The 12,094-nt window shown below is 60.7% G+C and carries 9 protein-coding genes; 3 read left to right on the forward strand and 6 right to left on the reverse strand.

The features are described 5' to 3' along the window. Window positions 1-5: 5 nt before the first annotated feature. From HUW52_RS14585 to HUW52_RS14595, 3 genes are all read right to left on the reverse strand, one after another. Window positions 6-1,544 (reverse strand): cryptochrome/photolyase family protein, encoded by a 1,539-nt coding sequence (locus HUW52_RS14585; protein ID WP_175554037.1) that lies wholly within the window; start codon window positions 1,542-1,544, stop codon window positions 6-8. Window positions 1,545-1,825: 281 nt separating this feature from the next. Next, the gene (locus HUW52_RS14590; RefSeq protein WP_175554038.1) at window positions 1,826-2,950 is read right to left on the reverse strand and encodes an alkene reductase; all 1,125 of its coding nucleotides are present in this window, start codon (window positions 2,948-2,950) and stop codon (window positions 1,826-1,828) included. A gap of 104 nt (window positions 2,951-3,054) precedes the next feature. Further along, window positions 3,055-3,732 carry a type 1 glutamine amidotransferase domain-containing protein gene (locus HUW52_RS14595; RefSeq protein ID WP_175554039.1) on the reverse strand — a complete coding sequence of 226 codons (678 nt, stop codon included), beginning with the start codon at window positions 3,730-3,732 and terminating at the stop codon, window positions 3,055-3,057. 212 nt (window positions 3,733-3,944) lie between these two features. Between HUW52_RS14595 and HUW52_RS14600 the strand changes: the two genes are divergently transcribed. Next, window positions 3,945-4,529 (forward strand): TetR/AcrR family transcriptional regulator, encoded by a 585-nt coding sequence (locus HUW52_RS14600; protein ID WP_016987745.1) that lies wholly within the window; start codon window positions 3,945-3,947, stop codon window positions 4,527-4,529. Window positions 4,530-4,562: 33 nt separating this feature from the next. On the opposite strand, the gene HUW52_RS14605 is transcribed toward HUW52_RS14600, so the two are convergent. Both HUW52_RS14605 and HUW52_RS14610 read right to left on the reverse strand, forming a co-directional pair. Beyond that, window positions 4,563-5,267: a YafY family protein gene (locus tag HUW52_RS14605; protein ID WP_016987746.1), complete on the reverse strand. Its 705-nt coding sequence runs from the start codon at window positions 5,265-5,267 to the stop codon at window positions 4,563-4,565. Beyond that, window positions 5,267-6,214 carry an NAD(P)-dependent alcohol dehydrogenase gene (locus HUW52_RS14610; protein WP_016987747.1) on the reverse strand — a complete coding sequence of 316 codons (948 nt, stop codon included), beginning with the start codon at window positions 6,212-6,214 and terminating at the stop codon, window positions 5,267-5,269. The genes HUW52_RS14605 and HUW52_RS14610 overlap by 1 nt, the downstream gene beginning before the upstream one ends. Before the next feature lie 306 nt (window positions 6,215-6,520). Here HUW52_RS14610 and HUW52_RS14615 point away from each other — a divergent pair, with 306 nt between their 5' ends. After that, window positions 6,521-7,231: a carboxymuconolactone decarboxylase family protein gene (locus HUW52_RS14615; protein ID WP_256668430.1), complete on the forward strand. Its 711-nt coding sequence runs from the start codon at window positions 6,521-6,523 to the stop codon at window positions 7,229-7,231. A 12-nt stretch (window positions 7,232-7,243) separates the two neighbouring features. Here the strand turns inward: HUW52_RS14615 and paoC are convergent, their stop codons facing one another. Continuing rightward, entirely contained in the window at window positions 7,244-9,454 is a 2,211-nt protein-coding gene (gene paoC / locus HUW52_RS14620) for an aldehyde oxidoreductase molybdenum-binding subunit PaoC (RefSeq protein ID WP_175554041.1), read from the reverse strand. Between the two features lie 266 nt (window positions 9,455-9,720). Between paoC and HUW52_RS14625 the strand changes: the two genes are divergently transcribed. After that, window positions 9,721-11,847 carry a TonB-dependent siderophore receptor gene (locus tag HUW52_RS14625; protein ID WP_026000808.1) on the forward strand — a complete coding sequence of 709 codons (2,127 nt, stop codon included), beginning with the start codon at window positions 9,721-9,723 and terminating at the stop codon, window positions 11,845-11,847. The last annotated feature ends 247 nt before the right edge of the window (window positions 11,848-12,094 follow it).

The raw sequence follows: 12,094 nt of genomic DNA on the forward strand, positions 1-12,094 counted from the left end.
CGTTTTCATAGCGATTCGCCGCGATCCAGTCTGTCGAGCAGACTCTGCCCGCGTTGCCACAAAGCCTGCTGTTTTTCCAACGGCATGCGATCAAGGTTTTTGTACATCATGCCCATGCGCTGATTGCTGCGCAGAAGGTCGCCGTGGCGCATCAGAAAATGCCAGTACAGGGCATTGAAAGGGCACGCATTGTCAGTGGTGGTTTCGCGCACCGAGTAAGCACAGCCGCGACAGTAGTCGGACATCCGGTTGATGTAATGGCCGCTGGCGCAATAAGGCTTGGAACCGAGGTAGCCGCCGTCGGCGTGCATGACCATGCCGAGGGTGTTGGGCAGTTCGACCCAATCGAAAGCGTCCATGTAAATGGCCAGATACCACTCACAGATCTGGCTCGGCGCGATGCCGGCGAGCAGGGCGAAATTGCCGGTCACCATCAGGCGCTGGATGTGATGGGCGTAGGCGTGTTTGAGGCTTTGGCCGATGGCCTGGCGCATGCAGTTCATCTGTGTGTCGCCGGTCCAGTAGAACTCAGGCAAGCGCCGTGTGTTACCGAAGGCATTGCCCTCGGCGTACTCCGGCATGTGCAGCCAGTAAACGCCCCGCACATATTCGCGCCAGCCGATCAGTTGCCGGATGAAGCCTTCAGCTGCATTCAGGGCAATGTTGCCGGACCAATAGGCCGACTCCACATCGGCGCAGAGTTGGCGCAGATCGAGCAAGCCAATGTTCAGTGCAGCGCTGATGCGGGCATGAAACAGAAACGGTTCGTTGCTGGCCATCGCGTCCTGATAATCGCCGAATCCGGCCAGGCCGTAATCGAGAAAGTACGCCCACAATGCCTGGGCATCGGCATGCGTCACCGGATAGTTGAAATCATCCAGGCTGCCGTAGTGACTGGCGAAGCGTTCCTTGACCAGAGCGAGAACTTCGAGGGTGATGGCGTCGTTGGTAAAACCCGCCGGGTAGGGCGCCTTGACGGATTTGGGCAGGGCTTTGCGATTGTCGGCATCAAAGTTCCACGCGCCGCCGACCGGCGTGCCGTCACCGTTGAGCAACAGGCGACTTTTGCGGCGCATCTCGCGATAGAAGAACTCCATGCGCAGCTGCTTTTTGCCAGCGGCCCACGCACGGAATTCGTCGCGGCTGCACAGGAAACGGTTGTCGGCATGCCAATGGATCGGCAAGCCACATTCCTTGAGCGATTGCTCCAGACGCCAGTCGCCGCATTCGGTCATGTGCAATTCGTTGGCTTGTAGCAGCGCCTGCCAGCGCTTTAACTCGCCGGGCACCGAGCCGCTGTTGTGCGGATCGTCGAGGGTTACGTACTGCACTTGGAAGCCCTGCTGCTCCAACGCCTGAGCGAAATGACGCATGGCGCTGAAAATCAGCGCGATCTTCTGCGGGTGATGGGCAACATGGCTGGCTTCTTCCATGACCTCGACCAGCAGCACACGGTCCTGTTCGCGATCCAGACCGGCCAATGAAGCCAGATCAAACGATAACTGGTCGCCCAGAACGAGGCACAGCCGATGGGTTTTGTTCATTTCACGGATTCAGCGTAGTGAGCAGCAGGCTGCCGAGTGGACGTTTAAGTGTTTAGTCCAGATAGTTGTACAGATTGTAGTCTGTGTATAGGTTTTTGTGCGGTGAATATTCACATCCCCCCCTGTGGGAGCGAGCCTGCTCGCGAAGGCGTCGTCACATTCAACATTGTGAATGACTGACCCGCCGCTTTCGCGAGCAGGCTCGCTCCCACAAGGGTTTGCACTCCGACTCGGATGAACGTTCCCGCTGTTGCGGGAGCGTTTACTGTGTCTTGAAAGGCTTAGCCGGGATAAACGGGGTAATCCACATAGCCCTCGGCGTTACCGCCATACACCGTCGCCGGATTCAACGCATTCAACGGCCAGTCATTGGCAATTCGCGCCGGCAGATCGGGGTTGGCCATGAACGGGCGGCCGAAAGCGACGAAGTCTGCCAGCCCGGAATCGAGCAGTTGCGCGCCGGATTCGGCGGTGTAGCGCCCGGCATAAATGATCGCGCCGCTGAAGGTCTCGCGCACCGCCTGACGGAACGTTTGTGGCATCGCCGGGGCGTTGTCCCAATCGGCTTCGGCGATGGACAGATAAGCAATGCCGACGTCTTGCAGGATTTTGATCGCTTCGATGTAAGTGGCGTGCGGATCTTCCTCGACCATACCCAGGTAGGTGCGCGCTTCATCGGTGGTGGTGAACAACGGGGCAAAACGCACGCCGACTTTTTCCTTGCCGATGCACTCGGCGACGCCAGCCACCACTTCCTTCAAAAAGCGCAGGCGATTGTGCAGCGAACCGCCGTACTGATCGTCGCGCAGGTTGCTGTGAGCCGAGATGAACTGGTTGACCAGATAACCGTTGGCGCAGTGCAATTCGATACCATCAAAACCCGCGTCCATGGCGTTGCGCGCCGCCTGAATGTACAGCTGAACCAACTCCTGAACTTCATCGGTGCTCAGTGCGCGCGGTGCCGACGGGGTGACCAGTTCTCCGGCGCCAGGCGCGGTTTCGATAAACACGCTGACCCGCTCGGTGGCCACGGCGGAGGCCGAAACCGGCGCTGCGCCGTCGGGTTGCAGCGCGGTGTGCGAGACACGGCCAACGTGCCACAACTGGGCGAAAATCACCCCGTCCACGGCATGTACGGCCTCGGTGACTTTGCGCCAGCCAGCGATTTGCTCAGGCGTATGAATCCCTGGCGTCCACGCATAGCCCTGACCTCGGGGTTCGATCTGCGTGCCTTCGGTGACCAGCAAACCGGCGCCGGCGCGCTGTTGGTAATACTCGGCCATCAACTCATTGGCGATGTTGCCCGGTTGGGTGCTGCGCTGGCGGGTGAGGGGCGGCAGAACGATGCGGTTTTTCAGGGTGTGATGACCGAGTTTGGCCGGGGTGAAGAACGGGCTGCTATTCATGGATTACCTTGTCTTGGGTTTATTAGACCAGTCGACTATTTATCAGGTGAAAAAATAACGCCGGGTAACACACACCCGGCGTTAGGAAGGTTGGAAGCGAGGTTTTAGCCCAGCATCTCCAGCAGTTTTTTCGCGACAGCGGCAGAGCTGGCAGGGTTCTGGCCGGTGACCAGCTGCCCGTCGGCGACCACATGAACCTGCCAGTCAGCCACTTTCGAATAATGGCCGCCGAGACGCTGGAACTCGTCCTCAATCAGGAACGGCACCACGTCCGTCAGGCCAACGGCCTCTTCTTCGGCATTGGCGAAACCGGTGACCTGGCGATGCTGGACCAGCGGTTTGCCGTCAGCGGTGAGGGCGTGACGCAATACACCCGGCGCATGGCAGACAAAACCGTGGGGCTTGTTGGCGCGGTCAAACGCTTCGATCAACGCGATCGATTGCTTGTCTTCGGCCAGGTCCCACAGTGGGCCGTGGCCGCCCGGGTAAAACACGGCATCGAAATCATCGGCGCTGACGTCGGCCAAGCGCCCGGTATTGGCCAGTGCCTGTTGCGCGGCGGAGTCTTTGCGGAAGCGATCAGTCTCGGCGGTCTGGGCATCGGGCTCATCGCTTTTCGGGTCCAGCGGCGGCAGGCCACCAGCCGGCGAAACCAGCGTGACGTCGGCACCGGCATCCTTGAAGGCGTAGTAGGGCGCGGCGAACTCTTCCAGCCAGAAGCCGGTTTTCTTGCCGGTGTCGCCGAGTTGATCGTGGGAAGTCAAAACCATCAGGATTTTCATAGAGCACCTTGAGTCGATCAGGTGTCTTCGATTGAGCGAAGGATTCGCCCATCGGCCACACCGGTCAGAAAACGTTTGTCGGGGCGCAGCATAGATTCCAATTAGACCAGTCGTCTAGTAATTTTTTATCCTGCGGTTTTTCATCGACAGGTATGGCAAACTTCCGTTCCTCCAAATATACGACTGGTCTATTGCCTGGTAATGTGCGCCCGATGAAACCGACCTACGACGACACCCGCCAACATTTGCTCGACACCGGCCACCGGATGATGGCCGAGAAGGGCTTCACCAGTGTCGGCCTCAACGAAATCCTGCAAACCGCCGGCGTGCCCAAGGGTTCGTTCTATCACTACTTCAAATCCAAAGAGTTGTACGGTCAGGCGTTGCTGGCGGATTACTTCGTCGGCTACCTCGCCGACATGGAGCGGCGCCTGACGCTGCCAGGGCTGAGCGCCTATGAGCGGCTGATGGATTACTGGCAGGGCTGGCAGAACCGCTGCACCCTCGAAGGGCATGGCGATGAGTGTCTGGTGGTCAAGCTCAGCGCCGAAGTCGCCGACTTGTCGGAGTCAATGCGCCTCACCCTGCGTGATGGTGCCGAGCAAGTGGTGGCGCGCATCAGCCTGTGCATCGAGCAGGGCCAGGCCGAGAACAGCCTGCCCAAGGGCGATGCCCGGCATCTGGCGGAAACCCTGTATCAGCTGTGGTTGGGCGCGAGTTTGCTGAACAAATTACAGCGTACCGGGCAGTCGCTGCAGACCTCGATGGCGATGACCCGACAACTGCTGGCGGTGTGAGCGGCGGGGCCGTTGTGGCCCAGGTTACATGGCTCAACACACCTCGCCCTGACTGTTGCAGGGCCGCACATCCTCGGCACGCCATTGTTTGATCAAGCGCCGGCGGTCAGGCGCGTAGTGTTCGACGAGCACCTGCACCGTCGCAAGGTCAGCCATATCGATCACGCGAAACCGGCTGTCGCCTTCGCACCACGCTGCGATGCAGCGCTGGCCCTCGATAAAACCCAACATGATCGGCCAGATGATGTGTTCGGCGGCCTCCGCATGTTCGAGCGCTAGCGCGATGCGCAGCTTGTTCTGCTCGCGCAGCGCCCGACGAATCTCGCTGAGGTCGATGGTTGTGCCGGGCTTTTGCGGCTTGGCCACGTAAAAGGTTTCGTCTTCGAAGATCGGCCGCATCTGCGCGGGCAGCACGGCACTGATTTTCGCCAGGGCATTGTTGACGGCGCCCGCGAGTTGGCTGTCGGTCTGCCGGCTGACCCATTGCGCGCCGATGACCAAGGCTTGTATTTCCTCGGCGCTGAACGATAGCGGCGGCAGGACAAAACCGGGCTTGAGCACATACCCAAGGCCCGGCTCGCCGTCGATCTCGGCCCCCATGCCTTGCAGCGTGACGATGTCGCGGCGAATCGTGCGCAACGACACGCCCAATTCAGCCGCCAAGGCTTTGCCGGACACCGTACGACGATGACGCCGCAGCGCTTGCATCAGCTCAAACAGACGATGACTTCTGGCCATTAACGCTCCATGGCGACGACACCTTTGCCGCCGAGTTTGCGGCCCTGTTCGAGCTCGCGGATCAGTTGTATGGCGCCGTCCAGCGGCACCACTTCTCCTAGCCGAATTTTCAAGCGTGCCTCACTGGCGGCACTGGCCAGTGTTTCGAGGATTTCGTGTCGCGGTGTGCCAATGACCAGTTTCAGTCGCCGATCAATCAAGCCACGCAGGAATTTACCCGGCCCCGGATTGAGATCAAGCAAACAGCCGCCCGGACGCAGCAATCCGATACCGGTCGAGACCGTCATCGTCGCGGCCGTGTCATACACCACATCGAAGCGCGCCGGCAGCCTCTTCAGGTCCGTTAACCGGTAGTCGTAGACGGTCGATACCCCCAGCGCCTGTGCCCGGGCAACGTCCGACGCGCTGCAACTGCCCGATACCGTGGCCCCCGACATCAGGGCGATCTGCACCGCCGCTTCGCCGACTGCCCCCGCGCAACCATTGATGAAAACCTGCTGACCGGCTTGCAGTCTGGCCTTGTCGATCAACCCGTTCCACGCGGTAATGCCCGGTGTGCCGAGGCACGCCGCATCGGCGAAGGAAAGAGTATCCGGTTTGCTCGCCAGAAAGTCCTCCCTGGTCACGACGGCTTCGCCCAATGCGCCACTTTCTTTGAAGCGGGATAGCCCGAAAACCGCGTCGCCGACCTGGAAGCGTCTGACACTCGCCCCAACCGCAAGAACCACGCCAGAGAAATCCATACCCATCGCGCGCGGAAATGTTCTGCCGGTGATCAGCTTCATCCGGCCCTGACGCAACTTCCAGTCAATGGGGTTGATCGCTGCAAATCTGACCTGCACGAGCACTTCATCCTTGCCGGGTGCCGGCAGCGGGAATGCTTCAACGCGCATCACGTCCGGGCCGCCGTAGCGCGAATACTGAATACGTTTATAGCCTGCTGACATGTTGGGTTCGCCTTCCGAGAGTGGACATGACACCGACTCTATAACGGGGCAGTGCCAGTTTTTGGCACCATTCGCTTTCTATCGGGGAGGCGGATTGATGAACGGTGTTCATGACTTCATGACGCTGAGCGCAGATAGTCGCAAGATCCTCGTCGGTTTACCGTAGCGGCTGATTATCCCGTCAGCAGGAGCTTAACGATGGCAGCACTCCCGGTTCGTAGCGTGACCCACTCCAGCCGACTTCTGTTGACGGCCATCGCACTGATGCTGACAGCCTGTGCTTCAACTGAAAAAGGTTCGACCTCCATGAAACGTTCACCCGCAATAACTTCCGATGCCGCGGCTGCCGTGTCCCCGGCACTGGCTCATAACACCGATGCAATGTTGTTTGGCGAAGTATGGAAACGCCCGGGATTGTCACCGCGTGACCGCAGTCTGGTGACGATTGCGGTGTTGATCGCACGCGGGCAAACCGCCGAGATGGCCGGGCAATTCAACCTTGCGCTGGACAACGGTGTCACGCCGCTTGAGCTGTCCGAAACGCTCAATCACCTGGCGTTTTATTCCGGTTGGGGCAATGCGTCAGCAGCTCTGCCTATCGCCGGCGAGGTGTTCTCCGCGCGCAACATCGATGCTGAGAAACTGGCACCGGTTGCGCCGTCATTGCTGCCGCTGGACCAGGCTCGCGAAGCTGACCGCGTGGAGCGCGTGAATGCGGCGGTGGGATCAGTGGCGCCGGGGCTGGTCGAGTTCACCACCAAAGCGCTGTTCCGCGATCTGTGGTTGCGGCCAGGTCTGGCGCCCCGTGATCGTAGCCTGATCACGGTCAGTTCGTTGGTGGCCAACGGGCAGACCGGCCAGGTCGGGTATCACCTGGGTCGGGCGATGGACAACGGTTTGAGCCAGACCGAAGCGGCGGAAATGATTACCCAACTGGCGTTCTATGCCGGATGGCCGAATGCGTTTTCCGCCGTGCCGGTGTTCAAGGAAGTGTTCAGCCAGCGCGCGCCGGGCTGACTGAACAGGGCGTCAGATCTGCTCCGGCAAGTGCGCGATAAGTTTGTCCAGCGTGATCGGATAATCGCGCACGCGCACCCCGGTGGCGTTGTAAATCGCATTGGCGATGGCCGCTGCGGCGCCACTGATGCCCAACTCGCCGACACCTTTGGCCTTGAGCGGCGTGGCGTAGGGGTCGACCTCATCGAGAAAAATCACCTGCTGATGGGGAATGTCGGCGTGCACCGGCACTTCGTAACCGGCGAGGTCATGGTTGACGAAAAAACCACGGCGCTTGTCGACCTGCAGTTCTTCCATCAGTGCGGCCCCGGCGCCCATGGTCATGCCGCCGATGATCTGGCTGCGCGCGGTCTTCGGATTGAGAATCCGCCCTGCTGCGCAGACCGCCAATTGGCGACGCAGGCGAATCTCGCCGGTCGCCGCGTTGACCGCGACTTCGGCGAAATGTGCGCCAAAGGTCTGCTGGGCAAAGCGCTGGGCCAGATCGCCGAATTCCATGCGGTCTTCGCCAACGAGATCCCCTGCGGCCGCCGCCTGAGCCAAAGGAACATGTCGCGTGCCATCGTGCACCTCGCCGTGGGCAAATTCGGCCGTTTGCGGATCAAGTCCGACCGCACGGGCAGCGGCTTCGCGCAACTTGACGCAAGCGGCATAGACCCCGGCGGTAGACGAAGCCGCACCCCATTGCCCACCCGATCCCGACGACTCCGGAAAGCGCGAGTCGCCAAGGTGCACTTCGACCCGGTCCAGTTCCACACCCATCATCTCGGCGGCGGTCTGCGCAATGATCGTGTAGCTGCCGGTGCCGATATCCGTCATGTCGGTTTCGACGGTGATTGTGCCGTGCCGATCAAGGCGCACACGGGCCGCCGATGCGGTGGTTGGCGCGCCACGTATGGCGGACGCCAGACCGATGCCGATCAGCCAGCCATTCTCCAGGCGTTGGCCGGCGCTTGCGTTGCGCTGGTGCCAGCCGAATTGCTCGGCACCGGTTTGTAAACACGCGACGAGTTGCCGTGTGGAGAACGGGCGTGATGGCTGTTCGGGGTCGACCTGTGTGTCGTTGAGCAAGCGCAACTGCAGTGGGTCGATGCCGAGTTTTTCCGCCAGTTCATCCATGGCAATTTCCAGCGCCATCATGCCCGGTGCTTCCCCCGGCGCGCGCATGGCCGAGCCTTCGGCCAGGTCCAGCACGGCAAGATTCAAGCGGGTCATGCGGTTGGCGCCAGCGTAGAGCAAACGTGTCGAGGCCGTCGCGGCTTCGGCCCGGCCCCCGGGCAGGTTGCCTGACCAACTCTCATGGCCGATGGCAGTGATTAAACCTTCGCGGCTGGCACCGAGGCGAATGCGTTGGAGCGTCGCGGGGCGATGGGTCAAATTGTTGAACATCAGCGGACGTGGCAGCGCGACTTTCACCGGACGCCCGGCGTGTCGCGCCGCCAGCGCCGCCAGCACCGCGTCACACAGGATCGTACCTTTGCCACCGAAACCGCCGCCGATGTAGGGCGATATCAAACGAATATCTTCTTTGTTTATGCCGAGTGTCCTGGCCAGATCGCGCACGCCCCAGTTGATCTGCTGGATCGACGTCCACAACGTCAGCGAATTGCCGTTCCACTGGGCGATGGTGGCGTGGGGTTCCATCATCGCGTGCGCCTGATCCGGCGTGCTGTAGTGCTGGTCGATCTGGACCGGCGCGGCGCTGAAGGCACCTTCGAAATCTCCGGTCTGCGTCTGCGGCGGTGGGCCGAAGCCGGCGGGTGGGGGCGGAGTAGCCGAATCCTTGGCGGCAGCCAGATCGAACGCGCCGGGTTCGGCGACATAGGTGATTTCCAGCAGGTTGGCGGCGCTGCGGGCCTCTTCAAATGTCTGCGCGACGACAATCGCGACAGCCTGGTGATAGTGGTCCACCTGCGGGCCGGCCAAGGCGCGCGCGACATAAAACTCGCCCTTGGCCAAAGGCCCGGCATTCTCGTAGGTGACGATGGCAATCACCCCGGAACTGTTGCTCGCCTGCGTCGAGTCGATCGAGGCAATTCGTCCCTTGCCGATCCCGGCGCCGACCACATAGCCATAGGCGGGGTTGGGCACTGCGGCATGTTGTTCGTACGCGTAGGGCGCGGTCCCGGTGGTTTTCAACTTGCCATCGATGCGGTCGGCGGGCTGGCCGATGACGTTCAATTGATCGATCGGATTAGTGCCGGCCGGTGTGTCGAATTTCATCGCTGATTTCCTCTTCAGGCGGGCTGACGGCCAGCGCCGGGCGCCTCAGCACCAGCGTTGCAGGCCATATCGCCTACGAGCCTAGGCCATTGAACCGCCTCTGATAATGCTCGTTGACGGGATGGAGTCATGAGTCCGGCTCACGAATCCTGACCAATATGACAAATAAGAATAAGTTTCAATTACACGACCTCTGGTATACCATCCGCGCCGCTGTTCTGGCGGTTTCACCCTTCGTTCTGGCCTATTCACAAGGTTTTCATTTCATGCGTCGTACTCTGCTTTCCATTTGCGTGCTGCAGGCGTTGTCTTCTTCCTCGTGGGCCGAACAGGCCGATTCAACCACCTCAGCGCTTGAGCTGGACGCAACCGATGTGGTCGGTACAGCGGATTACGAACGAGCCGACGGCCCGGTGCAGGGCTATCGCGCGACGCGTTCTGCCAGTGCCACCCGTACCGACACCTCGATCCATGAAACCCCGCAATCGATCAGCGTGGTGACTAAAGATGCTGTCGAAGACCTCGGCGCCACGCGTCTGCAAGATGCACTGGACTATGCCGGCGGCGTAGGCCGGGCAAACAATTTCGGCGGGCAGGGGCTGACCACATTCACCGTGCGTGGCTTCACCACCGGCGAGTTCTACCGCAACGGTTTCCCGATCAATCGCGGCTACCCGAACATGCCCGACGCCAACACCATCGAGCGTCTGGAAGTGCTGCGCGGGCCGGCGACAATGCTCTACGGCCGTGGCGATCCCGGCGGCACCTTCAATGTGGTTTCCAAGCAGCCGTTGGCCGAGCGCACGGTGACCCTCGGTAGTCAGTTGAATGATCAAGGCATGAAGCGCGGCACGCTGGACGCCTCCGGCCCACTGGACGAGGAAGGGCGTCTGGCCTATCGACTGAACGTGGTGGGCGAGGGCGGTGATACCTTTCGCGATCACGTCGAGACCGAGCGCTACGGCGTGACGCCGGTGCTGACCTGGCAGGCCAGTGATGCCACCCGGGTGATCTTCGAAGGCGATTTCATGCGCAACAATCATCCGCTGGATCGCGGCGTGACGCGTTACGCCAAGCAGATCGGCACCGCCTCGCGTGACACGTTTTTCGGCGAAAAAGACGCCGGCAAGTTGCACAACGACAACAACATGGCGCAGCTTCGTTTCGAACATCTGCTCAATGATGACTGGACGCTGGGCGGTGGCTTCCAGTGGCTCGACGGCTCGCTTGAAGGCAATGCCATCGAAGCCAACGGCATTGCCGCTGACGGTCGAACCCTGGGGCGCAACTTCAACTACCGCAAACTGGAGTGGACCGACAAGGACACCCAGCTCAATCTGACCGGCCACTTCGCCACCGGTGGTTTGCAGCACACCTTGCTGACCGGTATCGAGTATGAAGATTACGACTACAAGTCGATCATTCAGCGCTCCAGCGGCGCGGTCGGCGCCTACCCGATCGACATCTTCGATCCGGTTTACGGCCAGCCGCGTCCGGCATTGACCCGCACGCCGACCCACGACAAGGAAAACCTCAAGACCTATGCCGCGTTCGTGCAGGATCAGGTGGCGTTGACCGAGCGTCTGAAGGTACTGGCTGGGGCGCGGTTCGAGCGATTCGAGCACGACTATGAAACCTACGTGCCGGGCGGCAAAAACTGGCAGGCCAGCGACAACGCGGTGACCCCGCGCCTCGGCGTGACCTACGACCTGACCGACACGCTGGCGGTCTACGCCGACACCGCCCGCTCTTTCAAGCCCAACACCGGGGCGAGCCGCGTGGGCGGAGGCTTTGCACCGGAGAAAGGCAAGTCTTACGAAATGGGCATCAAGTGGGAAGCGCTGGATCATCAGTTGAGCGTCGACGCGGCGATCTATCAGATCGAAAAACGCAACGTGCTGACCACCGACCCGGTGGACTCGACCTTCAGTGTGGCGGCCGGGGAAGTGCGCAGCCGTGGTTTCGACCTGAACGTCGCCGGCAACCTGACACCCGAATGGCGCGTCATCGGCGGCTACGCCTACGTGGATGCCGAAGTGACCAAGGACAACGTGATCCGCTCGGGCACGCGGCTGATGAACATTCCGCAGAACAGCTTCAGCCTGCTCAATGTCTATGAGTTTCAGGACGGAGCGCTCAAAGGTCTGGGCCTGGGCACCGGACTCAAATACGTCGACGAACGCGCGGGGCAAACCGCCAATACTGCGTTCTCGATGGACAGCTACACCGTCGTCGATTTGCTCGGCTTCTATAAGGTCAACGAGAAAGTGCGGCTCAATCTTGACGTGAAGAATCTGTTTGATCGGGATTATGAAGAGGGCGCGTTCGGCAATGTCTACGCCTATCCGGGTGCGCCGCGAACGGTGCAGGTGGGGATTTCCTACACGTTATAAGCCGGAGCAAAGCGGCCCCTCACCCCAGCCCTCTCCCAGAGGGAGAGGGAGCCGACCGAGGTGTCTGGCGTTATACATCGACCTGAAACAACGCGTCGATTATGGATTTCATCGGTAATGCCTGACGGTAGTGGATTCACAGGCGCTATTGCACGTTGGCGTTCATCCACTACGGATTCATCGGTAATGCCTGGCGGCATTGGATTCACAGCCGCTATTGCACGTCGGCGTCCATCGCCAATATCCC

The organism is Pseudomonas sp. 43A (assembly GCF_013363935.1).
GTDB lineage: Bacteria > Pseudomonadota > Gammaproteobacteria > Pseudomonadales > Pseudomonadaceae > Aquipseudomonas > Aquipseudomonas crudilactis.

Coding starts and splice junctions, on each gene's coding strand:
- HUW52_RS14585 (WP_175554037.1), bottom strand. CDS start 1,544: ATGAACAAAACCCATCGGCTGTGCCTCGTTCTGGGCGACCAGTTATCG.
- HUW52_RS14590 (WP_175554038.1), bottom strand. CDS start 2,950: ATGAATAGCAGCCCGTTCTTCACCCCGGCCAAACTCGGTCATCACACC.
- HUW52_RS14595 (WP_175554039.1), bottom strand. CDS start 3,732: ATGAAAATCCTGATGGTTTTGACTTCCCACGATCAACTCGGCGACACC.
- HUW52_RS14600 (WP_016987745.1), top strand. CDS start 3,945: ATGAAACCGACCTACGACGACACCCGCCAACATTTGCTCGACACCGGC.
- HUW52_RS14605 (WP_016987746.1), bottom strand. CDS start 5,267: ATGGCCAGAAGTCATCGTCTGTTTGAGCTGATGCAAGCGCTGCGGCGT.
- HUW52_RS14610 (WP_016987747.1), bottom strand. CDS start 6,214: ATGTCAGCAGGCTATAAACGTATTCAGTATTCGCGCTACGGCGGCCCG.
- HUW52_RS14615 (WP_256668430.1), top strand. CDS start 6,521: ATGAAACGTTCACCCGCAATAACTTCCGATGCCGCGGCTGCCGTGTCC.
- paoC (WP_175554041.1), bottom strand. CDS start 9,454: ATGAAATTCGACACACCGGCCGGCACTAATCCGATCGATCAATTGAAC.
- HUW52_RS14625 (WP_026000808.1), top strand. CDS start 9,721: ATGCGTCGTACTCTGCTTTCCATTTGCGTGCTGCAGGCGTTGTCTTCT.